The 25,969-nt window shown below is 73.8% G+C and carries 23 protein-coding genes; 13 read left to right on the top strand and 10 right to left on the bottom strand.

Annotation, left to right across the window (positions count from 1 at the left end; translation table 11 throughout):
• Window positions 1-40 precede the first annotated feature (40 nt).
• The 3 genes from AC3CHW_RS26210 to eda all read left to right on the top strand — a co-directional run bounded on the left by AC3CHW_RS26210 (window position 41) and on the right by eda (window position 3,059).
• On the top strand, window positions 41-1,303 hold the full coding sequence (locus AC3CHW_RS26210) for an APC family permease (RefSeq protein WP_488468112.1): 1,263 nt from the start codon (window positions 41-43) through the stop codon (window positions 1,301-1,303).
• Between the two features lie 154 nt (window positions 1,304-1,457).
• Window positions 1,458-2,264 carry a peroxide stress protein YaaA gene (yaaA, locus tag AC3CHW_RS26205; RefSeq protein WP_398607911.1) on the top strand — a complete coding sequence of 269 codons (807 nt, stop codon included), beginning with the start codon at window positions 1,458-1,460 and terminating at the stop codon, window positions 2,262-2,264.
• A 183-nt stretch (window positions 2,265-2,447) separates the two neighbouring features.
• A complete protein-coding gene (gene eda, locus AC3CHW_RS26200) occupies window positions 2,448-3,059 on the top strand; it encodes a bifunctional 4-hydroxy-2-oxoglutarate aldolase/2-dehydro-3-deoxy-phosphogluconate aldolase (RefSeq protein ID WP_398608002.1) in 612 nt (203 codons plus the stop codon).
• Between the two features lie 116 nt (window positions 3,060-3,175).
• Here eda and AC3CHW_RS26195 read toward each other — a convergent pair whose 3' ends face one another.
• From AC3CHW_RS26195 to AC3CHW_RS26180, 4 genes are all read right to left on the bottom strand, one after another.
• Entirely contained in the window at window positions 3,176-4,402 is a 1,227-nt protein-coding gene (locus AC3CHW_RS26195; RefSeq protein WP_488468111.1) for a bifunctional RNase H/acid phosphatase, read from the bottom strand.
• Window positions 4,403-4,407: 5 nt separating this feature from the next.
• A complete protein-coding gene (locus AC3CHW_RS26190) occupies window positions 4,408-5,151 on the bottom strand; it encodes a zinc ribbon domain-containing protein (RefSeq protein ID WP_387590856.1) in 744 nt (247 codons plus the stop codon).
• The gene (locus AC3CHW_RS26185) at window positions 5,148-6,014 is read right to left on the bottom strand and encodes a Nif3-like dinuclear metal center hexameric protein (RefSeq protein WP_187063002.1); all 867 of its coding nucleotides are present in this window, start codon (window positions 6,012-6,014) and stop codon (window positions 5,148-5,150) included. Before AC3CHW_RS26185 ends, AC3CHW_RS26190 begins: the two co-directional genes overlap by 4 nt.
• A 150-nt stretch (window positions 6,015-6,164) precedes the next feature.
• Window positions 6,165-7,214, bottom strand: coding sequence for an ABC transporter substrate-binding protein (locus AC3CHW_RS26180; protein WP_488468110.1), 1,050 nt, complete (start codon window positions 7,212-7,214; stop codon window positions 6,165-6,167).
• 370 nt (window positions 7,215-7,584) lie between these two features.
• Here AC3CHW_RS26180 and AC3CHW_RS26175 point away from each other — a divergent pair, with 370 nt between their 5' ends.
• The 4 genes from AC3CHW_RS26175 to AC3CHW_RS26160 all read left to right on the top strand — a co-directional run bounded on the left by AC3CHW_RS26175 (window position 7,585) and on the right by AC3CHW_RS26160 (window position 13,423).
• Entirely contained in the window at window positions 7,585-9,222 is a 1,638-nt protein-coding gene (locus tag AC3CHW_RS26175; protein ID WP_488468109.1) for a hypothetical protein, read from the top strand.
• Window positions 9,223-10,248: 1,026 nt separating this feature from the next.
• The gene (locus tag AC3CHW_RS26170; protein WP_488471170.1) at window positions 10,249-11,223 is read left to right on the top strand and encodes an ABC transporter ATP-binding protein; all 975 of its coding nucleotides are present in this window, start codon (window positions 10,249-10,251) and stop codon (window positions 11,221-11,223) included.
• Window positions 11,220-11,948: an ABC transporter permease gene (locus AC3CHW_RS26165; RefSeq protein ID WP_488468108.1), complete on the top strand. Its 729-nt coding sequence runs from the start codon at window positions 11,220-11,222 to the stop codon at window positions 11,946-11,948. Before AC3CHW_RS26170 ends, AC3CHW_RS26165 begins: the two co-directional genes overlap by 4 nt.
• Window positions 11,945-13,423: a sensor histidine kinase gene (locus tag AC3CHW_RS26160; protein WP_488468107.1), complete on the top strand. Its 1,479-nt coding sequence runs from the start codon at window positions 11,945-11,947 to the stop codon at window positions 13,421-13,423. The genes AC3CHW_RS26165 and AC3CHW_RS26160 overlap by 4 nt, the downstream gene beginning before the upstream one ends.
• Here the strand turns inward: AC3CHW_RS26160 and AC3CHW_RS26155 are convergent.
• From AC3CHW_RS26155 to AC3CHW_RS26145, 3 genes are all read right to left on the bottom strand, one after another.
• A complete protein-coding gene (locus AC3CHW_RS26155) occupies window positions 13,417-13,935 on the bottom strand; it encodes a DinB family protein (protein WP_488468106.1) in 519 nt (172 codons plus the stop codon). The two genes, AC3CHW_RS26160 and AC3CHW_RS26155, sit on opposite strands and share 7 nt — an antisense overlap.
• A gap of 136 nt (window positions 13,936-14,071) precedes the next feature.
• Window positions 14,072-14,797: a 5-formyltetrahydrofolate cyclo-ligase gene (locus AC3CHW_RS26150; RefSeq protein ID WP_488468105.1), complete on the bottom strand. Its 726-nt coding sequence runs from the start codon at window positions 14,795-14,797 to the stop codon at window positions 14,072-14,074.
• Window positions 14,798-14,813: 16 nt separating this feature from the next.
• The gene (locus tag AC3CHW_RS26145; RefSeq protein WP_488468104.1) at window positions 14,814-16,130 is read right to left on the bottom strand and encodes an NsdA family TPR-like regulatory protein; all 1,317 of its coding nucleotides are present in this window, start codon (window positions 16,128-16,130) and stop codon (window positions 14,814-14,816) included.
• A gap of 576 nt (window positions 16,131-16,706) precedes the next feature.
• Here AC3CHW_RS26145 and AC3CHW_RS26140 point away from each other — a divergent pair.
• The 3 genes from AC3CHW_RS26140 (at window position 16,707) to AC3CHW_RS26130 (ending at window position 18,699) form a co-directional block, all read left to right on the top strand.
• Window positions 16,707-17,219, top strand: coding sequence for a hypothetical protein (locus AC3CHW_RS26140; RefSeq protein WP_488468103.1), 513 nt, complete (start codon window positions 16,707-16,709; stop codon window positions 17,217-17,219).
• A 76-nt stretch (window positions 17,220-17,295) separates the two neighbouring features.
• Window positions 17,296-17,958, top strand: a complete 663-nt coding sequence (locus AC3CHW_RS26135) for a class I SAM-dependent DNA methyltransferase (RefSeq protein ID WP_488468102.1) — start codon at window positions 17,296-17,298, stop codon at window positions 17,956-17,958.
• A gap of 99 nt (window positions 17,959-18,057) precedes the next feature.
• Window positions 18,058-18,699, top strand: a complete 642-nt coding sequence (locus AC3CHW_RS26130; protein ID WP_398607919.1) for a response regulator — start codon at window positions 18,058-18,060, stop codon at window positions 18,697-18,699.
• Window positions 18,700-18,786: 87 nt separating this feature from the next.
• Here the strand turns inward: AC3CHW_RS26130 and AC3CHW_RS26125 are convergent, their stop codons facing one another.
• Window positions 18,787-19,596, bottom strand: coding sequence for an SDR family NAD(P)-dependent oxidoreductase (locus AC3CHW_RS26125; protein ID WP_488468101.1), 810 nt, complete (start codon window positions 19,594-19,596; stop codon window positions 18,787-18,789).
• A gap of 235 nt (window positions 19,597-19,831) precedes the next feature.
• Window positions 19,832-21,457, bottom strand: coding sequence for an MFS transporter (locus AC3CHW_RS26120; protein WP_488468100.1), 1,626 nt, complete (start codon window positions 21,455-21,457; stop codon window positions 19,832-19,834).
• A gap of 803 nt (window positions 21,458-22,260) precedes the next feature.
• Here AC3CHW_RS26120 and AC3CHW_RS26115 point away from each other — a divergent pair.
• The 3 genes from AC3CHW_RS26115 (at window position 22,261) to AC3CHW_RS26105 (ending at window position 25,047) form a co-directional block, all read left to right on the top strand.
• The gene (locus AC3CHW_RS26115; RefSeq protein ID WP_488468099.1) at window positions 22,261-22,899 is read left to right on the top strand and encodes a class I SAM-dependent methyltransferase; all 639 of its coding nucleotides are present in this window, start codon (window positions 22,261-22,263) and stop codon (window positions 22,897-22,899) included.
• Window positions 22,900-23,165: 266 nt separating this feature from the next.
• On the top strand, window positions 23,166-24,044 hold the full coding sequence (locus AC3CHW_RS26110) for an N-acetylmuramoyl-L-alanine amidase (protein ID WP_488468098.1): 879 nt from the start codon (window positions 23,166-23,168) through the stop codon (window positions 24,042-24,044).
• A 157-nt stretch (window positions 24,045-24,201) separates the two neighbouring features.
• Window positions 24,202-25,047, top strand: a complete 846-nt coding sequence (locus AC3CHW_RS26105; RefSeq protein ID WP_398607924.1) for a hypothetical protein — start codon at window positions 24,202-24,204, stop codon at window positions 25,045-25,047.
• A 99-nt stretch (window positions 25,048-25,146) separates the two neighbouring features.
• On the opposite strand, the gene AC3CHW_RS26100 is transcribed toward AC3CHW_RS26105, so the two are convergent.
• Window positions 25,147-25,935: a maleylpyruvate isomerase N-terminal domain-containing protein gene (locus tag AC3CHW_RS26100; RefSeq protein ID WP_398607925.1), complete on the bottom strand. Its 789-nt coding sequence runs from the start codon at window positions 25,933-25,935 to the stop codon at window positions 25,147-25,149.
• Window positions 25,936-25,969: the final 34 nt, after the last annotated feature.

Raw genomic sequence — 25,969 nt, 5'->3', positions numbered from 1 at the left:
GCCATGGCGTCGCGGCGCGGCGGAGGACAGAATCAACCGCATGACGACCGAGGCTGGGCTCCGCCGCGAGCTGGGCACTTTCGACGCTGTGATGACCGGGCTCGGGGCCATGATCGGCGCCGGTGTGTTCGCCGCCTTCGCGCCCGCCGCCGACGCGGCGGGCTCCGGGCTGCTGCTCGCCCTCGGCCTGGCCGCGATCGTGGCGTACTGCAACGCCACCTCGTCGGCCCGGCTCGCCGCCCGCTACCCGGCGTCCGGCGGCACCTACGTGTACGGGCGGGAGCGCCTCGGCCCGTTCTGGGGGCACCTGGCCGGGTGGGGTTTCGTGGTCGGCAAGACCGCGTCGTGTGCGGCGATGGCCCTGGTGGTGGGCTCCTACGCGTGGCCAGAGCACGAGCGTGCGGTGGCGGTCGCCGCCGTCGTGGTGCTGACGGTGGTCAACTGCCTCGGGGTGCGCAAGGCCGTCTGGCTCACCTGGACGATCGTCGCGGCGGTGCTCCTGGTGCTGGCCGCCGTCTGCGTGGCCGCGTGGAGCGGGGACGGCACCCGGGCCCCGTGGGCGGCGGACGCGACGGCCCCGGACGTGACGGTGGGCGGGGTGCTGCGGGCGGCGGGGCTGCTGTTCTTCGCGTTCGCCGGGTACGCCAGGATCGCCACCCTCGGCGAGGAGGTGCGCGATCCGGCGCGGACCATCCCGCGGGCCGTCCCGCTGGCGCTCGGCATCGTCCTGGTGGTGTACGCGGCGGTCGGCTCCGCCGCGCTGGCCGTGCTCGGGCCGGGCGCCCTGGCGGACGCGAGCGCCCCGCTCACCGACGTGGTGCGCGCGGCGGACGCGGGGTGGCTGGCGCCCTTCGTACGGACCGGTGCGGCGCTCGCCGCGCTCGGCTCGCTGCTGGCGCTGATCCTCGGCGTCTCCCGTACCACCCTGGCCATGGCGCGCGACCGGCATCTGCCGGCGCCGCTGACGGCGGTCCACGCGCGTACGGCGGCCCCGTACCGGGCGGAGATCGCGGTCGGCGCGGTGGTGGCCGTGGTGGCGGCGACGGCGGACCTGCGCGGGGCGATCGGCTTCTCCTCCTTCGGCGTGCTCGCCTACTACGCGATCGCCAACGCCAGCGCCTGGACGCTGACCGCCGACGAGTCCCGGCCGCCCCGCGCGGTGCCCGTCATCGGCCTCGCCGGCTGCGTCGTGCTCGCCTTCGCCCTGCCGCTGACCTCGGTTCTGGTGGGTGCCGGCGTGCTGGCGGCGGGGGCGCTCTCGTACGGGGTGCGCAGCCGCTGGGCCGGTGCCGGGCGGAGCTGACGGCCGGGGCGGAAAGGGCGGTTTCGTGGCATCGGTGCGGTCGGCATAGGCTGCGGCGGGGCCGCCTGCCGGTCGCCGTTCCGGACCCGGCGTCCCGACGCGGCCCCGACACACCGCGTCCCCCGCGTCGTCGGTCCGGATGAGGAGAACCACCGTGCTCGTACTGTTGCCGCCGTCCGAGGGGAAGGCCCCCAGCGGGTCGGGTGCCGCCCTGAAGCTGGAGGGGCTGTCGCTGCCGGAGCTGGGGGCGGCGCGGGCCGCGGTCCTCGACGAGCTGGTGGCGCTGTGTACGGGGGACGGGAGCGACGAGGACAAGGCCGCCGAGGTGCTCGGCCTCAGCCCGGGGTTGCGCGGCGAGATCGCCAAGAACGCGGAGCTGCGCACCGCGGGGACCAGGCCGGCCGGCCAGATCTACACGGGCGTCCTGTACGACGCGCTCGACCTGGCCACCCTCGACCCGGCGGCCCGGCGCCGCGCGGCCCGCTCGCTGCTGGTGTTCTCCGGGTTGTGGGGCGCCGTGCGGATCGGCGACCGCATCCCCTCCTACCGCTGCTCGATGGGGGTCAAGCTGCCGGGCCTCGGCGCGCTCGGTGCCTACTGGCGCGGCCCGATGCGCGAGGCGCTGCCCGCGGCGGCGGGCCAGGGGCTGGTGCTCGACCTGCGCTCGGCGGCGTACGCGACGGCGTGGAAGCCGGCGGGCGAGGTCGCCGAGCGCACGGCGACGGTGCGCGTGCTGCAGTCGAAGGTGGTCGCCGGCGTGGAGAAGCGGACGGTGGTCAGCCACTTCAACAAGGCGACCAAGGGCCGCATGGTGCGCGACCTGCTGACCTCGGGCAGCGCGCCGCGCGACCCCCGGGAGCTGGTCGAGGCGCTGCGCGAGCTGGGTTACGCCGTGGAGGCCACGCCGCCGGCGCGACGGGGCGCCCCCTGGGCGCTGGACGTGATCGTGACGGAGCTCTGAAGCGGCCTCCCCGATCCACACATTGCGTTATGCGCAACGGGCATTGCGGATAGTGCCGTGCGGGCGGAGGATGGCCGGGTGACTGGTGCTGCTTCCTCCTCCCCCGCCGCGGCCTCCGCCGCCTCCTCCCCCACCGCCGGCGCCACGGCCCCGCCGCCCGCGGCCGGCTCGCCGGGCTCGGTCCTGGGCCTCGCGCCCGTGATCCCGGTGGTCGTCATCGACGACGCGGCCGACGCCGTACCGCTCGCGCGGGCCCTGGTGGCGGGCGGGCTGCCGGCGATCGAGGTGACGCTGCGTACGCCGGCGGCGCCCGACGCGATTCGGGCCATCGCCGCCGAGGTCCCGGACGCCGTGGTCGGCGCGGGCACCGTGCTCACCCCGGCGGACGTGCGGACCTCGGTGGCGGCCGGCGCGCGGTTCCTGGTCAGTCCGGGCTGGACGGAGCGGCTGCTCGGCGCGCTCCAGGGCTCGGGGCTGCCGTTCCTGCCCGGCGTCTCCTCCGCCTCGGAGGTACTGGGGCTGCTGGAGCACGGGGTGCACGAGATGAAGTTCTTCCCGGCGGAGGCGGCCGGCGGCGCCGGCTACCTGCGCGCGCTGTCCGCCCCGCTGCCGCAGGCGCGCTTCTGCCCCACGGGCGGCATCGGCCTCGCCTCGGCGCCGGCGTATCTGGCCCTGCCCAACGTGGCCTGCGTGGGCGGTAGTTGGATGCTGCCGGCGGACGCGCTGCGGGCCCGGGACTGGTCGCGCGTCGAGCACCTGGCCCGCGAGGCGGCGGCACTGGCCCCGGCCGCGTAACCCGACCGCCTCATCCGGCCGCGTAGCCCGGTCGCGTAGCCCCCGTGGCGTAACCCGGCGGCGTGGCCCCTGAAGGCGGGCCGGCCGGTCGGCACGGGTGCGGGCGTGGATCGGTGTCAGCGCAGGTGTGAGGTGTCGTTCAGCAGGCGCAGCGAGGCGTTGCCGTCGCCGAAGTACGCCACGGCCGACAGCGAGGCCGCCGAGAGTTCCATCCGGAACAGGGACTCCGGCGGGGCCCCGAGCGCCAGCCGGACGAGCGTCTTGATCGGCGTGACGTGCGTGACCACCAGAACCGTGCGGCCCGGGTACTGCCCGATGAGCGCGTCGCGGGCCGCTGCCACCCGGTGGGCGACCGCCGCGAAGCTCTCGCCGCCGCCGGTGGGGGCGGCCTTGGGCGAGTCCAGCCAGGTGGTGAGGTCGGCCGGGTACCGCTCGCGCACCTCGGCGAAGGTCAGCCCCTCCCACGCGCCGAAGTCCGTCTCCCGCAGCCCCGCGTCCACCTGGACTTCGAGGCCGAGCCGGTCCGCCACCGCCCGCGCCGTCTGCCGGCAGCGCCGCAGCGGCGAGGTGACGACGGCCTCGATGGTGCCCCGGGCGGCGAGCGCCGCCGCGGCGTGCTCGGCCTGGCGGAGCCCGACGGGCGACAGTTCGGGGTCGGAGCCGGTGCTGCCGGAGAACCGCTTCTGCGGGGTGAGCGCGGTCTCGCCGTGCCGCAGCAGTACGAAGGTGGTCGGCGGGCCCAGGTCCGGGGCGGGGCTCCAGCCCATGGTCCGGGTCGCCGGCCGCGCCTCGGTTGCGCCGGTCGCGTCCGGTGCGGCGCTCGCGCCCAGGTCGGCGTCCGGGGCCGGGACCACGCTCGCCCCGGCGCCGGTGCCCGGCGGGCTCGCCGGGCCGGCCGCCGGCGGGGCCGTGGCCGGGCGCCAGGGCTCGCCCCGCCCGGCCGCGTCCATCGCCTCGTTGGCCAGCCGGTCCGCGTGCTTGTTCCGCTCGCGCGGCACCCAGGCGTAGCTGACCTGGCCGGCCGGGAAGATCGCCGCCGCCTCGGTGGCCAGCGGGCGCATGTCGGGGTGCTTGATCTTCCAGCGGCCCGACATCTGCTCCACCACGAGCTTGGAGTCCATGCGGACCAGCACGTGCGCCGCCGGGTCCAGGGCGTACGCCGCGCGCAGGCCGGCGATCAGGCCCTGGTACTCGGCCACGTTGTTGGTCGCCGTACCGATGAACTCCGCGGCCTCGGCCAGGGGTTGGCCCGTCTCCTCGTCGAGGACGACGGCGCCGTAGCCGGCGGGCCCCGGGTTGCCCCGGGACCCGCCGTCCGCCTCCACCACGAAGCGGCGCGGCATCCGGCTCAGAGCCCCGACTCGGGCGTGCGGACCAGGATGCGGCGGCAGTTCTCGCACCGCACGACCTCGTCCGGCTTCGCGGCCTTGACCTCGTTGATCTCGGTGATGTTCAGCTCCAGGCGGCAGCCCTCGCAGCGGCGCTGGTAGAGCCGTGCCGCGCCGACGCCGCCCTGCTGGGTGCGCAGCTTCTCGTACAGCTTGAGCAGGTCGGCCGGGATGGAGCCGGCGACCACCTCGCGCTCCTTGGTGGCCGTCGCGATCTCGGCGTCGAGGCTCTCGGTGGCGGCGTCCCGGCGGGCGGTGGCGTCCACGGTCTTGGCCTCGACGGCGGCGACCTGCTCGGTGAGTTCGGCGGCCCGGGCCTGGGCGGACTCGCGGCGCTCCATGATCTCCAGGACCACGTCCTCCAGGGCGCCCTGGCGCCTGGCGAGCGAGGCGATCTCGCTCTGCAGGTTCTCCAGGTCCTTGGGCGAGGTCACGGCGCCGGAGTCGAGGCGCTTCTGGTCGCGGGCGGCGCGCTGGCGGACCTGGTCCACGTCCTGCTCCGCCTTGGTCTGTTCGCGGGCGGTGTCGCTCTCCTCGGTCTGCGCGGCGACGAGCAGGTCGCGCAGTTGCGTCAGGTCGGCGTTGAGGGTCTCGATCTCGGCGTGCTCGGGCAGGCTCGCGCGCTTGTGGGCGAGCTGGGAGAGCCGTACGTCGAGCGCCTGGACGTCGAGGAGGCGGATTTGGTCGGCGGGCGCGGCGTTCAGTTCGGGGCTCCAGAGGGCTGAGTCGTGTGGGCTGGGGATGTGGCGGACGCGTGCGCGGTCCAAGGGTCGGTGACCGTGTGCGAGATGTGCGTACGCAGGCCCCACGCGTTCCGGTCGGAAATCTCGTCGAGCTGGGCCGCGGCCTGCTCGACCCAGGGCCACTCGGTGGCCCAGTGCGCGGCGTCCACCAGGGCCGGCGGGCCGGTCTCCCGGGCCTCGGAGGCCGGGTGGTGGCGCAGGTCGGCGGTGACGTAGGCGTCCACGCCGGCGGCCCGCACGGCGTCGAAGAGGCTGTCGCCCGAGCCGCCGCAGACGGCGACGGTGCGCACGGTGGCCTCCGGGTCGCCGGCGACCCGCACGCCCTGCGCGGTGCGCGGCAGCCGGGCCGCGACCCGCTCGCCGAAGGCGGCCAGGCTCAGCGGCGCGTCCAGCTCACAGATCCGGCCGAGGCCGCGGCGGCCCGCCGGGTCGCTCGGGTCGGGCACGAGCGGCGCGGTGACGCGCAGGTCGAGCGCCCCGGCGAGGGCGTCGGAGACGCCGGGGTCGGCGCGGTCGGCGTTGGTGTGCGCCACGTGCAACGCGACGTCGTGCTTGATCAGGGTGTGCACCACGCGCCCCTTGAACGTGGAGGCCGCGACGGAGGTGGTGCCGCGCAGGTAGAGCGGGTGGTGCGTGACGAGCAGGTCGGCGCCGAGCCGTACGGCCTCGTCGGCGACGGCCTGCACGGGGTCGACGGCGAACAGGACACGGGTGACGGGCTGGTCCGGGTCTCCACAGACCGTGCCGACGGCGTCCCACTCCTCGGCCCGCTGCGGGGGCCAGAGGGCGTCGAGCGCGGTGAGAACTTCAGCGAGTGCGGGCACGGGTCAGAGGTTACCTGCCCGCCCCGCCCCCACGCCCCTGAGCTGTGGCACCCCGCCTCCCGCCGGTCCCGCCGGCGGGAGGCGGACCGACGGGGCCGGGCGGCCGACGTCGTGGCCGTACGAAGGAGGACGGGGCGGGGCGGGCGGGCGTCACGGCGCCAGGTGGCCGCGCAGGTCGTCCAGGACGCTGCGGGCGGCGGTGACGCCGAGGCCCAGGTACCAGGTCTCGTCCGGGACGTCCTTGGCCTGCCCGGCCCGTACCGCGCCGAGCTTCTTCCACAGCGGGTTGTCCTCGACGCGGTCGCGCTTGGTGGTCTTCGGGTCGCCGTAGACGCCGGTGAAAATCCAGTCGGCGTCCGCCTCGTCGATACGCTCCGGGCTGATCTCCGTGGCCAGGTCGTTGACCTGCTGGTTCTTCGGGCGGGGCAGGCCCACGTCGGCCAGGATGGTGCCGATGAAGGACGCCTTGGCGTAGAGCCGGGTGAACTGCGGCATGTAGCGGAGCATCGTGACGGTCGGCTTGTCGGGGCCGATGTCGGCGCCGAGCTTTTTGGCCGCCGCCTCGTACGCGGCCAGCTCCTCACGCGCCTTCTCGGTCTTGTCCAGGGCCGCGGCGTTGAGGAGGTAGTTCTCCTTCCAGGTGAAGCCCGGTCGGATGGAGAAGACGGTCGGGGCGATCTCCGCGAGCTTCTTGTACTGGCCCTCGGCGCGCAGCTTGCTGCCCAGGATGAGGTCCGGGCGCAGGGCGTGGATGGCCTCCAGGTTGAGGCTGTTGATGGTGCCGACGCTCTTCGGGTTCCCGGCGGCCTTCTTCAGGTAGTCGGGGATGCCGGCGTCGCCCTCGGACGCCGCGTAGCCGACCGGCCGCACGCCGAGCGAGACGACGTTGTCGAGCTCGCCGACGTCGAGCACGACCACGCGCCGCGGCGCGGACTTGATCTCCGTCTCGCCCATGGCGTGCGTGACGGTGCGCGGGAAGGCGCCGGGCCGCGCGTCGGTGCCCATCCGCGCGGTCTCCTCGGCGGCCTTGCCGAAGTCCTTGCCGCCCTGCGCGACGGACTTCGAGCCGCCGCCCGAGCCGCCGTCGTCGTCCGACGTGCCACAGGCCGACAGGGCGAGCGCGCCGGCGAGGGTGAGGGAGACGGCGGCGAGGGTGCGCCGCCGGAGGGCGGGCACCGTGGCGCGACGGCGTGGGGGCATGACGTGCTCCTGCTCTACGAGGGTTGTGCGGGGGCTCCACAGGGGGCGTGGCGCCGGGCGGGGCGGGCCCTGGCGGCACGCCGGTCTCCTGGTGAGGCGACCCTTACCTTAAGCCGGCCCACGATCCCCCCGTGAGCCGCTTCCCTCGCCGCCCCGTCCCCCGCCCGGTGCGCCTCACGGGCGGGGCCGGGCCGCCACGGCGCTCCGTTCGCGGTCGCGCCGCGCCGGCCGCCCAGTCGGGCCAAGCACACCAACCCCGCACATGCCGGAAATCCGGGCGCTAGCCACCCTTTCGCGTGAAGTAGCGCACCGGTCTCCGCTCCTTACGGGGTCGACAAAACTACGTTCAGGCACTGGAGGTGACCGTTCCATGACGGCCTGTGCCATCGAGACCGCTCCCCAGACTGACCGCACCACGCGTTCCACCCACCCCGAGACCGCCCCGGGGCCCGCCCCCGGCGACGGCGGACGGGGCCCGGGTGACGCCGTACGGGGCCCGGCCGAGCACACCACCGCAGCCGCCGCGGCGCAGCCCGGCCCGGCCGCCCTGACCCTCGCAGCCGACGGTTCGTACGCGGCCCGGCTCGCGGTCTGCCGCGCGACCGGCGAGCGCTTCCCGGAGCGCTGGACGCTGAGCGGCCCCGAGCCGTACGCCGTGCCGCTGCCCGCGCGGCAGCCGGAGGAGCCGGAGAGCGAGGTGTTGCCGCTGGCGGACGGGCGCGTGCTGATCCGCCGTCAGGTCGCCGAGCGGCACGCGCTCTCGCTGCTCTACCCCGCCGGCCCCGGCACCGGCGAACTGCCGCTCGGCTACGTCGAGTGCGACGAGCTGACGCTGCTGCCACCGGCGCCCTGCGGCACGCTGGCGTACGCGCTGGCGCCCGGCGAGCACTCCACGCACGTGTGGCTGGTGCACGGCGGCTCGTTCGGGCCCGAGCACGTCGCGGAGGTGCCCGGGCGGTGCTCGGGAGGAAGTTGGCTGGACCGCACCGGGCGGCTGCTCGCCCTGGACCGCGAGTGGGGCGGGCGGGTCAAGTCCGTCGTCGTGGACCTGCGCCGGGGCGGTGAGACCACGCCGCTGCTCCAGATCGCCGAGGACAGCGACGACCGGCTCGTCCTGGCCGACCCGGACAGCGGCCTGCTGCTCGTGCGGTCCAACGCGCCGGGCCGGGAGCGGCTCGGCTGGGGCGTGCTGGGCAGCACGCTCCCGGTGCGCTTCCCCGACTGCCTCGACCCGCGCCCCGCCGACCCGCGTACCGGCGGCACGGCGCACCCGGCGGTCACGTTGGCGCCGTTCGCGGCCCAGCCGGGTCAGTCGCTGACGCCGGAAAACTGCGCGGTGGCGTTCCGGATGACGCCGGTGCACCCGGGCGGCGGCGCGAGTTGGGTCGCCGTGTGGCGGCCCACGGACCGCCGGCTGCGCCACCTGTCCGCGCCGTCCGGCTGGTTGCCGGGCACGGGCCTGTGGACCCGGGACGGCGAACTGCGCCTGCCGTACGCCACCACGCAGACGACCTGCGGTCTGGCCCGCCTGCGCGCGGCCGACCTCGCCGCGCAGCCCCCGGCCAGGCGACGGGCGCAGCCCGCCCACGTCCCGCCCGCGCAGGCCGGGCCCGCCGGCCGTGGCGTACGCGAGGGCGCGGGGCAGGGGCGCGCGCCGGGCGCTGGCCGGCCCAGGGTGCCGGGCCACTCGCTGGCCCCGTACGAGGCGGCCCGCTTCCGCGCGCCACTGCCCGCCTACGAGGCGCCGCTGCCCACGCACGAGCGGTGCGCCGAGCCGCCCGCGCACCCCGCCGCCCCGCGCGGGGGCGGGGCGCTCCCGCTCGACGCCACGCAGCACTGGCACGGGGGCCCGGGTCGGCACTACGAGAGCCAGTACCGCGCGAGCCCGCACCACGAGAACCCGTACGCAGCGCCGGCCGCCTGGGGCCCCGCCGCCGATCCGCACCGCGCCACGGCCGCGGCCCGCCCCGTGCCGCTCCAGCAGGCACCGTTGGAGCGGCCGGCGTAGGGCGGGCGCCGGCGGGCGGTTCGTTGATGTCGCGTCGGCGCCGACCGGTCGATTCCCCTCGACCGGTCGGCGCCTCGCCGTAACTCCCGGCACCGCACAACGCATTGCATCTCCCGCTATATCCGCCTCAGCAGCGCAAAGCGGGAGCGTCTGCGAAATCGCGGGGAAATACGCACCGTTCGGCGCGTACTCGCCGGCGGAGAAGCCCGCGACGAAAGGCAGTCGAAATCCGGCGCCTTATGCAGTCGGCGCGTGATCCACGGGCTGGTTAGACTTGAGTGGGGGCTACGCAAGCCGTAGGCGGAGCACGTTTCCGTGCGCCGAACGGCTCGTCGTTGGTGGCGTGTTGACGCTGGTCACAGCTCGCGTGCACGGGCAGTGACCCCCCGCGCGCACGACATTAGCGATATCTCACGGAGTGACTTCCCTCATGGCCAATGCCCGAATGGATTCCCCCGATACGCGTCAATGGGGATCGCCCGCATCGCAGCGGGGCGATGCCGCGTCCACCGACGCCGCGGGCGCCGGCAAACACCGCGGCCCGGCCGCCGCCGAAAGCGGCCAGGAACAGCCGCACGGCAAGCACCGACGCCCCGCGGGCCAATAGCAACAACCCATCACGCGCGGAGAAAGCGGCACCCGGGCGGCCGGGGCGGGACGCGGTGAGGGGGCACTCGGCGGTCGCGTGCGGGACACCTCGCCACCGGCCCTCCCCTTCTCCTCCCGCCCCTCCCCCGCACCCGTGACATTTCTCCCGCCGAGCCGCTGACATTTACATCTGCCCAGGTCAGCGGCGGGCTTCGTAGCGTCTGAGGCATGACGCGACCAGCCCGCACGGGCCCCCACGCACCGGCCGCACCCGGCGCCACCGGCCCAGCCACCTCAGGAAGCCCAGCCACCCCAGAGAGCCCAACCACTCCAGCCACCCCAGGCAGCCCCGCCACTGGGGCCAGCCTCGCCACCCCGGTCGGCGCGGGTGGCCCGTTCGACGGGCCGGGCCGCCGGGGCGCCGCGCCGGCCGTGCGGCTGAGCGGCGTGAGGCGCCACTACGGCACGGTCCGCGCCGTCGACGGACTCGACCTGGAGATCGCCCGCGGCTCCACCGTCGCCCTGCTCGGCCGCAACGGCGCGGGCAAGTCCACCGCGTTGAACGTGCTCCTCGGCCTGCTGCCGCCGACCGCGGGCGAGGTCGCGCTCTTCGGCGCGCCGCCGCGCCGCGCGGTGCGCGAGGGCCGGGTGGGGGCGATGCTCCAGGACGGTCGGCCCATCCCGCGCGTGACGGTACGGGAGTTGGTCCGGTTCGTGGCCGCCAGCTATCCGAGCCCGCTGCCCGTGGCGGAGACGCTGGCGCTCGCCGGGCTCGACGCGCTCGCCGACCGGCGCGTGGACCGGCTCTCCGGGGGCCAGGCGCAGCGCGTCCGGTTCGCGCTCGCGCTCGCCGGAAACCCGGAGTTGGTCGTGTTGGACGAGCCGACCACGGCCCTGGACGTGGCCGCGCGGCGGGCGTTCTGGGAGGCCATGCGGCGCTACACGGGGCGGGGCAACACCGTGCTGTTCTCCACGCACTACCTGCCGGAGGCGGACGAGAACGCGGACCGGATCGTCGTCATCGACGGCGGGCGCGTCGTCGCCGACGGCTCCGGCGCCGAGGTGAAGCGCTCCGTGGGCGGCCACCTGGTCGCCTTCGACCTGGCGGGAGCGTCGGGCGCGGACCTGGCGCGGCTGCCGGGCGTGACGGCCGTGCGGGTGCACGGCGGTCGCGCCCGGCTGCGCAGCGTGGACTCCGACGCCACCGTCCTGGCCCTGGCCGAGCGCGGCGCCGTCCGTGGCCTTGAGGTCGTCCCGGCCAGCCTCGACGACGCGTTCCTGGCCCTGACCGCCGCGCCCGCGACGGCGCGCGGCGCGGCGGAAGACGGTGCGGCGGAAGACGGTGCGGCGGAAGACGGTGCGGCCGGACGGGATGCGGCGGGGCGCGGCGCGGCGGAGGCGGTGGCCCGGTGATCGCCTACCTGAGACTCGAAGTACGCCGCACGCTGCGCGACGCCGGTTTCGTCATCTTCGGCGTCGGCATGCCGGTGGCGATGTACCTGCTCTTCTCCAACCTCGTTCTGGACGGCGGCGGTCAGCGGCCGGAGGCCACGGTGTCGCTGATGGTCGGCATGGCCGCGTACGGGGCGCTCGGTTCCGCGCTCAGCGTGGGTACGGGGCTCGCCGAGGACCGTTCGCTCGGCTGGCTGCGGCAGTTGCGGCTCACCCCGCTCGCGCCCTCCCGCGTCGTCGCCGCCCGCGCCCTCACCGGTTCGGTCATCGTGCTGCCCGCCATCGTGGCGGTGCTGCTGGCCGGCCGGCTCGTCAACCACGTGGCCCTGGCCCCCTGGCAGTGGGGCGCCCTCCTCGGCCTGCTCTGGCTGGGCAGCGCGCCCTTCACGCTGCTGGGCCTCGGCAACGGCTACCGGCTGAGCGCGCAGACCACCGGCGTGGTCAACCTCGTCTGCAACCTGGGCCTGTCCGTGGTCGGCGGCCTGTGGGTACCCACCGACTCCTTCCCCGGCTGGCTGCGGGCCCTGTCCGGTGGGACCCCCACCCACCGCTTCGCCGAACTGGGCTGGAGCGTGACCGACGGGCACGCGCCGCACCTGGCGACGGCCCTGGCGCTGGCCGGCTGGCTCGCCCTCTTCGCCGGCTACGCCCTGCACGCGTACCGCGTGTGTACCCGTACGGCATGACGCGCGGCCGAAACCAGCCCACCCCCGGCCGGTGCGCGCCGCCCGCGACGGGCCGGGGACCGGCGTCCGGGCCTGGCCCGTACGGTACGCACTGGCCGGAAACCGACGCCCACGGCCGCGCGGGCGGGGCGCCGGCCGGTGGGCGCAGTGGTCTGGTGAGCGGTGAGCGGAGGCTGGGTGTGACGGCGTGGTGGGAGCGGGTCGGCGCGCGGCTCAGGCGTCGGGTGGCGCGGGGCGCCGACGGGGCACCCGGGGCGCGGGACGAGGGGCCGAGCGAATGGGTGCTCGTGCCCTGGCTGCTGCTCGCCAGCGGGGCGGCGGTGGACGTGTGGCAGGGCGAGGTCGCCCAGCGCTGGTGGGCGGCGGCGGGGCTGGCCGCGTTCGTCGCCTGCTACCTCGCCGCCATCTTCGTCGGCAGCGTCCCCGCCCGGCGTCGCGTCGCGGTCCTGTTCCTCCTCCCGGCCGCGGCGCTGGCCTGCGCGCTCGGCAGCGCGTACGGGGGCGGTTGGCTGACCCTGTTCTCGCTGCTGTCGCTGGCCACCGGGGTCACGGTGCGCGCGCCGGCGGTGCCGCCGGCGCTGCTCGGCGTGGTGGCCGTGGGAGTGCTCAGCGCCGCGTTCGGCGACCACCCGGACGAGGTGCTGACCGTGGCGTACTCCTCACTGCTGTCCGGCGCGGTGGTCGCCATCATCCGGCGGCTGATCGTCACGGTCCACGAACTCCACGCCACCCGGGACGAGTTGACGCGCTCGGCCGTCGAGCGGGAACGGTTGCGCTTCTCCCGCGACCTGCACGACCTGCTCGGCCACACGATGTCCGTCGTGGTGGTCAAGGCCGAGGCGGTACGGCGGCTCGCCCCGCGCGACCCGGAGGCGGCCCTGGCCCAGGCGGCGGACATCGAGGCCATCGGCCGGCAGGCCCTCACCGAGATCCGCGAGGCCGTCACCGGCTACCGCGAGGGCAGCCTGGCCACCGAGTTGGACCGGGCGCGTTCGCTGCTGGACGCGGCCGGCATCACGGCGGTCGTCCGCCGGTCGGGGCCGCCGCTACCGGCCCAGACCGAGGCGTTGCTCGGCTGGGTGGTACGGGAGGGCGTGACCAACACGGTCCGGCACAGCGGCGCCACGCGGTGCGAGATCGAACTCCGCACGGGCGCGGACGCGGTGCGGCTGACCATCGTGGACGACGGGTCCGGCGGTGCGGCGGGCCCTGCGGGCCCTGCGGGGGCAGCGGGGGCAGCGGGTGAACGGCCCGCCGGTTCGTCCGAGCACGGTGCGACGCGGCCGGGCGGCGGAACGGGGCTCGCGGGCCTCACGGAACGACTCGCGGCGGCCGGCGGCACGCTGCGCTCCGGCCCGGCCGGCCGGCGCGGCTTCCGGCTCACCGCCGCGCTGCCCGTGGACCTCACCGCGCCGTTTCCCGGAGCCGATGTGGCGCCGGGGGACGGCGCGGGCGGCGGGGCGGCCCGTCAGTAGTAGCCCTTCGAGCCGTCCAGCGACTCCCGGAGGGTGTCCATGTGCCCGGCGTGCCGGGCGGTCTCCTCGATCAGGTGGAACAGGATCCACCGCAGGCTCGCCTCGCGGGCGGCGACTCCCGGCGCCCGGCCGGTGTCGTCGAGCGCGTGTCCCGCGATGATTTCGTTCGACACCGCGCACTGCCGCTCGTACTCGGCGAGGAGTTGGGCCAGCGGTACGCCCTCCACCCGCATCTCGGCACTCTCGGGAGCGTCGGCGGCGGCACGCGGCCCCCGCTCCGGCCGGCCGAGGAAGACGTGCTCGAACCAGAGGTGCTCGACCCAGGTCAGGTGGGCGACAAGGCCGGCCATCGTCATGAGGGGCGAGGTGGGCAGCAGCGCCCGGTGCGCGTTCTCGTCACTGAGGTCGGCGCACTTCCACTGGACGACCGCACGCTGCATGTCGAGCCAGCCGACCAACTGGGTCCGCTCGTCAGCGGTGTAGGGAGGACGCTCGCGAGGTGGTGTCGTCATGGCCGGCGACGCTACCTGGGCGGCGGCGCACCCGCATGGCGTTTTCTCGCGGGTTGGTGGAGGGCCGGCCAGCGGGCGGGGCGGGCGCGGCCCGGTGCGTACGGCCGCTGTGGGGGCGCGAGCACCCGTGTCTACGTCAGCCGGAGTGGGCGCGACTTGCCAGTGCAGGGATTGCGGCGATCACTTCAGGAGTGAGGTGATCCCAGATAATTCCTGGACGGCTCCTACCTGGCTTGCACTCAAAGGCGTCGTCTGGGGTGATGATGAGATCCACGCGAAAGTCGTGCTCGGTCTCTGGCAGATCCTCGTCCAGGACCTGCAAGGAGTGGACTGTGGTTGCGATACGAGTATGCGGACCTATGAGTCCCGCCTCGTGGAGAAGGGCTACTTCGATGTCGGCGTATCCGGCACCCTTCCCCAGTCGCACGCCGTCACGATTGACGGCAACGCTTCCGCAGACAACCAGATCAATCGGCGGCATAGCATCGAGGTCTACCGGTTGCGCCAACCTCGCCACTGCGCGATGGGCAGCCGCCTCGCTCGGGGGCACGGTGAGGCTTTTCGCGTCCACATGGTAAAACGGTTTCTGCGCGGCAAGCTTCGGGGATGCCATGTACAGCTGTTTGCCGTCTTCGAGCGCCCGAGTCCGGACCGGGAGTTGGGCCAGATCGGGGACCGCTTTGACTACGCGCACAGCTTGCCAATCAGGATGTTCAGCGAGGCGAGCAGCCGCCATTTCCGAACCCGTGAAATCCGGAATATGTCCGGCTACACCAAGCGACACTGCACGCTCGCGCTCCAAGAGATCCCAGACCCGTTCACGGAATGCCTGTTTGACCTGCTGAACCTGCACACTGTTCACCAGAACTCCTTTTGCTTCATCCGACCACCATGAGATTCATGAGGCGGTCGTAGAGACCATGCACTGCCGGAGCATCCCGCCACGGCTTCAGTTCGCGCGCCGCCTGAAACACGAGGTTCAACCCGCCACCACCTCGGTGGCGCCCTACGACGTCAATCGCGACGTAGAGTGCGGCGATGGCTTCATCGATCTTCCGTTGCCTAATATAAGCCAACGCGAGATTGGACAGCATAATCGCATGAGGCTTCGAGCCGTCACGCAAGGCATGCGTGGCGCCCACTAGAAACTCCTCGGCGCGAGAGGCATCGCCCAGAAACAGGAAGCAGGAACCGGCCAATCGACCGAACTGACTGAGGGAGAAAAGAGGCGCTGCCGCGTCAGATCCAGACACCTGGTCAAAGTGGCGCTCTGCCTTGCCTAACTCCCTCTCGCAATCCTTGCGCTCGTGCAACATGGCGTGCGCTTCGGCTGCGTGCAGTACGGCAAGACCGCCGAGTACCTGACTGTAGCCCTTCACTGTGGACGCTGTCCTCTGAGCAAGCTCCAGACCGGCGCGGGGGTCTTTCTCGCCGTACAAAGCGACAAAAGCGGTGCGCAGCAGTGCCAGACCTTCGGCAATCGGATCGCGCAGCTCGCGGGCGGCCGTCTCAGCCTGGTCGAAGTACGTTCGCGCCGTGGCGTGTTCAGTTCTTCCCGAAGCGTCCCATACTAATTGTCCCATCAGTATCGATGCCTCGGCTTGCGCGGCATGAAGATCTCGACGAATGACACCCGTCGTGGTGTAGGTCTGCCAGTGGCCCAATTGGCCCAAGCACTGCCCTGCATCGGCGATGAGGGATGTGGAGGGCTCGCTGACGTATCGAGCATCCAGGTCCTGTACGCGTTGCCGGAGTCCGGCCACGGTCAACAGGTCAAGGCTTCTCGGGTTGTCATGGGCATATTGCGCTCGCGCTCTGGGCTCGGAATCGAGCACCGATGCCAGATGGGGGTTCCCGTTGCCGGTGGCGTCAACGCTCCCCGGAGGGTCTTCCCACGGCCGTCTCGGCAGCCCAAGCATCTCACCTGGAATTCCGAAACCATCGGCCACCCGCTCGATCACACCTTGCCCCCGAATGCCGCGAACTCCACGGATGACATCGCTCACACGGGAGTTGGTCATCTTGCCGATGGCCGCCGCCATAGCAGCATGACTTGCTCCGGTGCGCCGGTTCACGAGTCGGAAGATCTCTTGAAAGTCCCGAGCTGCGCATGCGCGCTGCATGGCATCGCTCCGCAGCACCGCCTCGGGGATCGTCAGTGGGCAGTGATTCCCTCGGACTTCGTGTTGGTCCACGAGGCCACCTTGCTGGGCCGAAGGGGCATGGCCACATCAGCGTATCCCTTGCTCCACCCGACGGGGTTCCCCAAGGGGTGCTGTGGGGTTCCCCGTTCAGCGTTCCCTAACAGCTCCACCCCGTTGCACGCTCTGTGAGTGCCCGTCATCCCTGACGCCGTCATCACGGCCCGGGACGTTGCCGATCCGAGGGGAGCGGACCGACATGAGGGAAGCGAACTGGTGGACGCCCCTCCTCCATCGCCGAAGCGGTCGGTGCGACGCCAGAGCTCGCGCTCCGGCAAACGGACCACAGGATGCGCTCCCGGAAGCAGTTGGGGACGACGTGATTACTGTGCACACAGTGCGCGACAGTCACGCCCTCTGTGGAGTCACCGGAGTAGTGGCCCAGTAGCGACGAACCGTCACGTGCCCTGAACACATCGACCGCGAGTGACGGGAAACTCACCGCCACCGCCCGTGCTCCTGTGTAGAGAAATTCCGGGCGAGGGCGGACCTGCAAGGCGTACGACATCCTTCTCCGTCGGGATTGCCGGCGATCGGGAAGGAGAACCACCGCTGAAGGGAACCGTCGAAATGACCGTCATGCTCGAAACCACGAACAGTACGACGTACCGCGACCCGCGCTCCCTGCTGAACGCGGTACGTCCTCATGTCAAGGAATGCACGTACAACGTGCTGGAGAGCCGAGGGTCCGTGGGGCTCGACATCTGGGACCGCGAGATCTCGCTGCTCCTGCGCGACAACGTGATGGTGCGCGACATGGCGGAACGCCTCCTCGGCAACGCGGTCGCCTACCTGGTCACGGCCATGGAGCATCCGAACGTACACATCGGCGTCGGGAAGGTCGTGGACATCGGCGTCCACCAGATCATCCTGGACACGCCCGTGTACTTCGCTTTCTGCGACCTGTACAACGGCGGGCGCTACAAGCACCACGCGCCACTGATCGAGCGCAGGGGTGACGGCCTGGTGATCCGTACCGCCGAGTTCATCCGCTCCAACGGCTTCGACGCCGACGAGGAGCTGTGGGCCGTCGACGGCGCGAACTGCTCCCCGTGCGACAACAAGGCGCCTGACAGTCACTGACGCCGCTAGAGTGCCCCGTCTCCGTACCCTTCGGGGCCGGGGCCACCGCCTTCAACGACCTCGCGGAGGAAGCCCGTTGCCTGCTCAGCACGATGTCGACTCAGAGCGCGAAGTGTGGGACACGTACGCCGAGTCGACGGCGAAGGACGTGTTCGACTCCGATCCGGTGTTCAGGTGGACGCAGTACGGCGACCACGGTCCCGGTACCGAACTGCTCGGTTCGCCGGAAAACGTGCTTGAGATCGGGTGCGGGACTGGTCGTATGCTCGCCTACCTCGCGCGGCAGGGCGTCAAGGCGACCGGCGTCGACCTCTCGCCCGTCATGGTCAGGAACACTTCCGAGCGGTGGGGACCGTTGGGTGCGCGCTTCGTCTGCGCGGAGGTCCTCGAGTACCTCAATGACCACACGGAGACCTACGACGCCGTTTACTCGATCTTCGGGGCGGCCTGGTTCAGTGATCCGAAGAGGCTCTTCCCGCTGGTTCACGCTCGCCTGAACGCCGGTGGCAGGTTCGTCTTCTCCCAGCCCCCCGCCATTCCGGGAGCGTATGGGCCGCAGGGCATGTACAAGGGCGGGTTCGCGGGCAAGGCGACGTACACGTACCGCTACAGCTACACGCCCAGGAAGTGGTCGAGCCTGCTGGCGAAGACCGGGTTCACCGATGTCCACGCCTCAGTCCTGGACGCCCCGACCCCCGGGCACATCGGCACCCTGATCGTGCGGGCCACGCGGCGCTGAGACCTGACAGCGTCGCTCGAGGGCCGTGGCGTCCACGCCCTCCTCCCCCCATCGGCTGACGAGGGCTTTCCGCTGCTGTGGCCGCCTACGATGTTCCCCATGACGGCCCAGCCTCCCGAGCACGCCCACGTGGGACGTATCAGCGTCCTGCTCGCCGAGGACCAGGGCATGCTGCGGGGCGCGTTGGCGTTGTTGCTCGGGCTTGAGCCGGACATCGCGGTGGTCGCGGAGGTGGCGACGGGGGACGCGGTCGTGGCGCGGGCGCTGGAGGCGCGGCCGGACGTGGCGTTGCTCGACATCGAGCTGCCGGGTCGCAGCGGGCTTGACGCGGCGGCCGAACTCCGGGAGCGGTTGCCGGAGTGCCGCGTGTTGATCCTGACCACCTTCAGTCGCCCCGGTTACCTGCGGCGCGCGATGGAGGTCGGGGCGTACGGGTTCCTCGTCAAGGACGGGCCCGTGGAGGAGTTGGCGGTGGCGATCCGTCGGGTGCTGGCGGGTGAGCGGGTCATCGATCCGGCGCTGGCCGCGGCGGCGCTGAGCGCCGGGCCCAACCCCCTGACGCCGCGCGAGCGGGACGTGCTGTCCGCGGCGGCCGACGGCGCCACCATCGCGGACGTCGCCGGCCGGGTCCACCTCTCCCCCGCCACCGTGCGCAACTACCTCTCGGCCGCCATCGGCAAGACCGCGACCCGCAACCGCATGGAGGCGGTCCGCGCCGCCCGGCAGAACGGCTGGCTGTGAGCGGCCCGGCGCGCGCCGGGCGCGTCCGCCAGCGCGTCCGGTGGGCGGGCGCGGGCGCGGGGGCTGTGGGTGCCGGGGGCGTGAGCGTCAGGTGCGCAGGTACGAGGCGCCGTTGAGGTCCAGGACGGTGCCGGAGCTCCACTGCGCGTCGGGCGAGGCCAGCCACAGCACCGCTGCCGCGATCTCGGCGGGCTCCGCGACCCGGCCGAAGGGGCTCTGGGCGCGGATGGCCTCGCCCTCGGCCCCGGTCAGCCGGTGCGCGACGCGGTCGGTGTCGATGAAGCCGGGCGCCACCGAGGCGACGGCGATGCCGTGCGGCGCCAGGGCCACGGCCAGCGACTGGCCGAGCGCGTGCACGGCGGCCTTGGTCGCGCCGTACGCCGGGTGGTCGGGCTCGCCGCGGAAGGCGCCGCGCGAGCCGATGTTGACGATGCGGCCACCGGTGCCCTGGTCGATCATGTGCCGGGTGGCGAGGTGGCTGAGGTGGGCGGTGCCGAGCAGGTTGACCGCCACGTGCGCCTGCCAGGCCGCGGTCCACTCCGCGTAGGTGGTGTCCGCCGGCGGGTGCGGGGTGTTGACGGCGGCGTTGTTCACCAGGACGTCGATGCCGCCGAGCGCCGCGACCGTGTCCTGGACCACCTCCCGCGCCCCCTCCGCCGTGGCGAGGTCGGCGCCGACGAGGGCGTGCCCGGTGCCGGGCAGCGCGGCGAGCGTGGCCTCGGCGTCGGCGCGGCGCGTGCCGTAGTGCACCGCCACCCGGTCGCCGTGCGCCGCGAAGGCCGCGGCCACCGCCCGGCCGAGGCCGCGCGAGGCCCCGCTGACGAGCACCCGCCGCCCGGTGGCGGCGAACCCCGGACCGGGCGGCGAATCGGCGGTGGGCGGTGCGGGGTTGGCCATGGTGTGCTCTCTCCTCACGGTGCTGCGCGGGCTCCGGCAGGCTCCGCGCGGGATTGCGCGGGACCCGCGTGGCTCCGCGCGGTGCGCGGGCGCCGCGCGGGCCTCGCGGCCGGCGCGGCCAGCCTATGTCGCCGCGCCCGCGCGCCCCGGCGCCCCCTCCGCGCCCCGTACCTCCACGCCCCGCGCCTCCACGCTCCGCTGACCCGTACCCCGCTGGCCCGCGCGCCCGGTGTTCTCAGCCTCCGGTCTCGGCTCGCTGCCCCGGGGCACCTCCGTCGCGGCTCGCGTCGGCTCCGTCCGGGCCCGTCGTGGCGCCACCGGGCGTGTCCGGCGCGGCCGACACGGGCGACGCGTCCGCTCCGTCCGGACCCGGTTCCGGCCCCGCCCCCGGCTTGGCGCCGTCCGCCGCCGGCTGCGGGGCGGGGCGGGTCGGCAGCAGGGCCACCAGGGCGGTGGCGAGGACCAGTACCAGGGCGCCGACCAGGAAGGCCCGGGCGTACCCCTGCGTCAGCGCGTCGGCGGAGCGGCTGCCGAGCGCGTCCGTACGGTCCGCGGCGACGGTGACGAGCAGCGACAGGCCGAGCGCGCCGCCGATCGTCCGCGCGGTGTTGAGCAGGCCCGACACGACGCCGGCGTCGGTGGGCGGGACGCCCGAGGTGGCCGTGGCGGTGAGCGGGGTCATCATCAGGCCGGCGCCGAACGACATGAGGATGCCGGGGCCGAGCAGGGTCGTCAGGAACGTCCCGTCCACGTCCATGGCGCTCTGCCAGAAGAAGCCCGCCGACGCGATGGCGCCGCCGGCGAAGGTGAGCAGCCGCGGTTCCACGCCACGGGCCATGAACTTGGGGGCGACCTGCGCACCGACGACGATCGCGATGGTGTGCGGCAGGAACGCGAGGCCGGCCCGGACGGCGTTGTAGCCCAGGATGTTCTGCATATACAGCGACAGGAAGTACCACATCGAGAAGAAGCCCATGCCGCAGACGACCAGCACCAGGTTGGCCGACCAGACGGCGCGGACGCGGAACAGCCGCAGCGGCACCAGCGGTTCGGCCGAGCGGGACTCGACGGCCACGAAGCCGGCGAGCGCGAGCAGCCCGCCGCCCAGCGGCACCAGGGCCTCGGCCCCGCCCCAGCCGTACTCCTCGGTGCGCGCGATCCCGTACGCCACGGCGCCGACGCCCACGGTGACCAACGCGGCGCCCGGCAGGTCCAGCGGTCGGCGCGACGGTGTCGCGTGCTGGCCGGTGAGCGAGGTGGCGGCGACGACGCACACCAGCACGCCGATCGGCACGTTGATGAGCAGCACCCAACGCCAGGACAGGGCGTCGGTCAGCACGCCCCCGATGAGTCCGCCCGCCGCGCCGCCGCCGATGCCGACGGCCATCCACAGCCCGATGGCCCGCATCCGCTCCGGGCCCTCCGGGAACGAGGAGGTGATGATGGTGAGCGTGGACGGGGCGAGGGTGGCGGCGCCCACACCCTGGGCGGCGCGGGCCGCGATGATCTGCCAGGGCTCCTGGGCCAGGCCGCCGGCGAGGCTGGCCAGCGTGAACAGGCTGAGGCCGGCCAGGAACACCTGCTTGCGCCCGAAGAGGTCGCCCGCCCGGCCGCCGAGGAGCATGAAGCCGGCGTAGGTGAGGGTGTAGGCGTTGGCCACCCACTGCAGGTCGCTCTCGTCGAGGCCCAGTCCGGTACGCATCGAGGGCAGGGCCACGTTGACGACCGACACGTCGAGGACGACGAGGAACTGCCCGGCGCACGCGGCGAGGATCACCGCCCAGGCGAGCGGCGTGGGCCGGGCGGCGGCGGGGGCCGGAGCGTCGGCCGCGGCGGGCCCACCAGCATCTGTCTGCGACATGACAGCCATGCTGGCAGCGGGGCGCCGCCCCGCCGCCGCCCGCTCGCCGCGTACCGGGCCCCACCCGGCCGAGTTAGGGGCTCCGCTCGCCCGCCTAGGGGTCAACTCCGGGTGCTCCCCCGGCCCCCGCACCCCTCCGTGTCTGCCTGTGCCTGTCTGTGGTCGTCTGTTGTACGCGCCTGTGTCTACCTGTGCCCGTCCGTGTTCGTGCCGGCACCGCGTCCCTGGCGCCCATCGCCCCCGTACGTCCGTACGCCCACCGGCACGCCCCGCGCGGCCACGCGTGCCGGCTGGCGAACGGTCGTTGCGCGCCCCGTCGCGCCCCGTACGAGCTCCGCCCCGACCCCAGGCGCGGGGGCACCCGGCCCCCGTCGCGGGCCGCCCGCCCCTGGGCGCGTGTTCCGCCTCCGGTCGCGGGCCGTGCCGTTGGCGTCACCCCGCGCGTGCGCGGGGCCGGCGCATGGGGCACGATGAACGGCCCGGCCGGTCCGGGCGGCGGGGCGCGCGCAGGCGCCCGCGCCGAGGCGCGGCGCGGTGGCGCGGCGATCGCGTGCGGCGCGGTACGAGCGGCGGACCGTGGCCCGTATCGCGCGGCGGGAAATCCGGGCCGAAATGCGGTGGGAAATCCGACCGTTCGGGAATTGCGGTGTACGGCCCCCGGGCAGCGTTCCGGGGAACGAAAGGGACGCCGCAAGTCCCGGAATGGCCGCACATCGCGGAGAATTTCATACCCTCACCCGACAACCGGCCACACCACGTGGCCGGGAGCACCCAGAGATCGTCAGAGAGCAGAGGAACCGACCATGCCGCCCAAGCCGGAGATCGTCGCCGCTTTCGAGGCGGCCAAGGGATTCATGCCGCTCGACGAGGGATTGGCCCTGTACGAGGCGGCACAAGAGGCGGGCGCGCGTGGGCTACCGCTGCTTGAGGTCGGCACGTACTGCGGACGCTCCACGATCCTGTTGGCCGCCGCCGCGCGCGAGGCGGGCACCGTGGTCGTCACGGTCGACCACCACCGCGGCTCGGAGGAGCAGCAGCCGGGATGGGAGTACCACGACCCGTCGCTGGTCGATCCGCGGGTGGGCCTGATGGACACGTTGCCCACCTTCCGTCGCACGCTGCACGCGGCCGGGCTCGAAGGGCACGTGATCGCGGTGGTGGGGAAGTCGCCGCAGGTCGCCGCGGTGTGGGGCGGCCGGCTCGGCCTGGTGTTCATCGACGGCGGGCACACCGACGAGCACGCGGGCGGCGACTACGCGGGCTGGGCGCCGCACCTCGCGCAGGGCGGGCTGCTCGTGATCCACGACGTGTTCCCGGACCCGGCCGACGGTGGCCAGGCCCCGTACCGCGTCTACCGGCGGGCGCTGGAGTCGGGCGCGTTCACCGAGGTCTCCGACACCGGCTCGCTCCGCGTCCTGCGCCGTACGGCCCCGGGCGTCTGACGCCCCGCCGCTGACGCCCCGCCGCCCGCCTGCCCCGCTCCGCGGCGTATCGGCCGTCGCGCCGCGTACCGCCCGTCTCGTACGCCCTGCCGCCTACGTCCCGCTTCCGCCGCACTCGCACGCCCGCTCGCGCGCCGTCCTGCGGCGGCGGGCCACGGGAACGCGCCCCGGAGCGCACTGGCCGGCGCGCGGCGCACTACGATCGCCCGCGTGTCGAACGGCAGCTTTCCCCCACCCCGCGCCGGCTCGGCGGCACCCTCGTCATCGTGCTGGCCGTGCTCGCGCCGGTCTGCTTCGCGGGCTGGCTCGTGTGGCGCTCCATGGACGAGGGTGACGCGGAGGCCACCGGCGCGCCGGGCCCACCGCCCCTGTCGGCCGGGCCGTCCGCGACGTGGGACGACGGGCGGCGGGATGACACCGCCGGCTCGGGGCGGCCCCCGTCGCCGGGGCGCACGTCCGACGAACGGGCCCTGCGGGGCAAGGTCGTGGTCGTCGATCCGGGGCACAACCCGCGCAACCGGGACCACACCGCCGAGATCGCCCGGCTGGTCGACGTCGGCACCCACCGCAAGGAGTGCGACACCACGGGTGCCGCGACCAACGCGGGGTACGCCGAGGCCGCCTTCACGCTCGACGTGTCGCGGCGGGTGCGCACGCTGCTGCGCGAGCGCGGCGCGACCGTGAAGCTCACCCAGGACGACGACCGTCCCTACGGGCCGTGCGTGGACGAGCGGGCGGTGATCGGCAACACGGCGCGCGCGGACGCGGCCGTCTCCGTCCACGCGGACGGGGCGGGCGCCGGCCAGCGCGGTTTCCATGTGATCTTGCCCGCGTCGGTGCGCGGCGGCGGGGCCGACACGTCGGCCATCGCCGGTCCCTCCCGCCACCTGGGCGATTCGCTGGTGCGCCGCTTCAGCGAGGCCACCGGGAGCGCTCCCGCCAACTACCTGGGTGGCGGCGAGGGCTTGACGGTCCGCGACGATTTGGGCGGACTCAATCTCTCCACGGTTCCCAAGGTGTTCATCGAGTGTGGCAATATGCGCGACTCGAAGGATGCGGCGTTGTTGACCGATGCGCGCTGGAGACAGCGGGCCGCGCGTGGTATTGCCGACGGCATTACGGACTTCTTGCGTGGGAAGCGATAACGGCCGGGTTGAGCAGCCGTAACGGTCGCTCCCGAAGGGGCGCACCCGGCCGTTCCGGCGATAGATTCACCCGTACGATGGGGGGCCACCCCCGCGCCCTCGCACTTCGCGTCCGGCGACAGCGACGAAAACAGACGAGACCGATAGAGGACCTTACGTGAACATCCGCTCCCTCACTCGAGGCGATGGCGTGGTGATCGGAGCAGCGATTTTGCTGTTCGTCGCCTCGTTCCTCGATTTCCTTGCCATCGAATGCCCGTCAGGCGTGCCGTCCTCGCAGTGCTCGTCGTGGAACGGCTGGAGCTCCGACTTCGCCTCCAACACGGCCGGCATCTTCATCCTCGGTGTGGTCGGGGCGGCTCTCGTCGTCCTGTCGCACCTGCTGCCGCAGCGCAACCTGTTCGGCCTGACGCTGGAACAGTGGGGGACGGCGCTCGTGGTCGCCGCGGCGTTCACCTCCACCTGGACGATGCTCTTCAGCCACCCGGACGGCATGGAGAAGGGCGTGGGCCAGATCCTGGGCTTCATCGCCCTGCTGTTGCTGGCCGGCGCCGTCGTGGCCGGTCCGCGCGTGCCCGCCCTCAAGGCCCCGCTCATGGGCGCGGCCTCGCCGCAGCCCGCCCCCTCCCCCTACGGTGGCCAGCCGGGTCAGGTCGGCCAGCCGGCCGGCGGCTACGGCTACCCGGGCGGTCAGCAGCCGGGTGCCCCGTCCCCGTACGGCGCGCCGGCCGGTGGCCAGCCCTCGTACGGCGGGCAGCCGGGTGGCGCGAGCGCGGCGCCGGCCGCGGCGGGCGCCGGTGCCGGGGAGTTCGCCCCGTTCTGGTTCGCCGTTCCGGTGGCGCGTCCGCTCTACGCCGAGGACGGTTCGGCGACGCCGATCGCCGAGCTGGCGCCGGGCACCTGGTACCTGGCGGTGGAGCAGCGCGGGCAGGCGCTCGTGGCGCAGACGCAGGACGGCCGTCGCGGCGTGCTGCAGGACACCACGGGCATCCAGCGCGGCTGAGCTGAGCCAGCCGGTCGTTCGCGGTGTCACGGCCCCTCGTCCCTCGTGGACGGGGGGCCGTCGCCGTGCCCGGCGCCGGTCGCGGCCGGCGCGCGGCGGTTACTCGAAGCTGGCCCGGTCCAGCCAGAAGTCCAGCAGCGCGCGGTCGCCGGTCAGTCGCACGCGGTCGGTGTCCCGGGGCAGTCGGCGGTAGAAGAGGAGCACCAGGTCGGTGAGGGCGCCGCTGGCGGTGACCTCGGTGGCGCCCTCGGTGCGGTCCCAGCGCACGCCCTCCGGGGTCAGTTCGATGGTCCAGTGGCCGGCCGACTCCGGCGCGGTGTCCGTGGCCCGCAGTCCGATGGCCTGGCCGGTGCCCCGCAACTCGGCGAGTTTGGGGTTGAAGTGGGCGGCCATCGGGTTGCTGACGATCTCCAACCACTCGTCGACGGCGTCCGCCGCGACGTCCGGGGCCACCGCGTACTCCGTGCCCGTGGCGGAGACCGCGTCCGCGCGGTGGATGACCGTCTCGTGCGTCATGCGGCGCGCCCAGAACGCCGGGCTCTGCTCCTGGCCCCAGGTCCACACGGGGGTGGCGGGGCCCGCCTCGGCGAGCGCCGTGTCGAGCATCGCGGCCCCCTCGGCCAGCCAGGCGTCCATGGCGCGCGGGTCGCTCCCGTCGGGGCCGGCCGACGCGGGCCGCTCGTCCTCCACGTACTCCGTCGCGCGCGCGACGATCAGGGACTCGGCCCAGCGGTGGGCCCGGCCGACGTGGCGCAGCAGGTCGGCCAGGGTCCAGTCGGGGCAGGTGGGTACGCGCGTCGACAGGTCGGCGTCGGCGACGGCCGCGCGCAGCAGTTCGCTCTCCGTGGCCAACGCGGCACGGTAGCGGTCGTATCCAAGGTCGGTCATGGGCTTACCGTATGGCCGGCCCGCACGACCCGCC

The sequence above is a fragment of the Streptomyces sp. MGP-BFMKR1 genome (assembly GCF_057766585.1).
Note: the sequence above shows the minus strand (reverse complement) of the source record. Positions and strands in the feature narration are given on the sequence as shown.

Bases quoted from the DNA above. Each gene is read 5' to 3' on its own strand.
- AC3CHW_RS26210 (WP_488468112.1), top strand. From the start codon at position 41: ATGACGACCGAGGCTGGGCTCCGCCGCGAGCTGGGCACTTTCGACGCT.
- AC3CHW_RS26195 (WP_488468111.1), bottom strand. From the start codon at position 4,402: ATGCCGCGCCGCTTCGTGGTGGAGGCGGACGGCGGGTCCCGGGGCAAC.
- AC3CHW_RS26180 (WP_488468110.1), bottom strand. From the start codon at position 7,214: ATGCCCCCACGCCGTCGCGCCACGGTGCCCGCCCTCCGGCGGCGCACC.
- AC3CHW_RS26175 (WP_488468109.1), top strand. From the start codon at position 7,585: ATGACGGCCTGTGCCATCGAGACCGCTCCCCAGACTGACCGCACCACG.
- AC3CHW_RS26160 (WP_488468107.1), top strand. From the start codon at position 11,945: ATGACGCGCGGCCGAAACCAGCCCACCCCCGGCCGGTGCGCGCCGCCC.
- AC3CHW_RS26155 (WP_488468106.1), bottom strand. From the start codon at position 13,935: ATGACGACACCACCTCGCGAGCGTCCTCCCTACACCGCTGACGAGCGG.
- AC3CHW_RS26140 (WP_488468103.1), top strand. From the start codon at position 16,707: ATGACCGTCATGCTCGAAACCACGAACAGTACGACGTACCGCGACCCG.
- AC3CHW_RS26130 (WP_398607919.1), top strand. From the start codon at position 18,058: ATGACGGCCCAGCCTCCCGAGCACGCCCACGTGGGACGTATCAGCGTC.
- AC3CHW_RS26125 (WP_488468101.1), bottom strand. From the start codon at position 19,596: ATGGCCAACCCCGCACCGCCCACCGCCGATTCGCCGCCCGGTCCGGGG.
- AC3CHW_RS26120 (WP_488468100.1), bottom strand. From the start codon at position 21,457: ATGTCGCAGACAGATGCTGGTGGGCCCGCCGCGGCCGACGCTCCGGCC.
- AC3CHW_RS26115 (WP_488468099.1), top strand. From the start codon at position 22,261: ATGCCGCCCAAGCCGGAGATCGTCGCCGCTTTCGAGGCGGCCAAGGGA.
- AC3CHW_RS26100 (WP_398607925.1), bottom strand. From the start codon at position 25,935: ATGACCGACCTTGGATACGACCGCTACCGTGCCGCGTTGGCCACGGAG.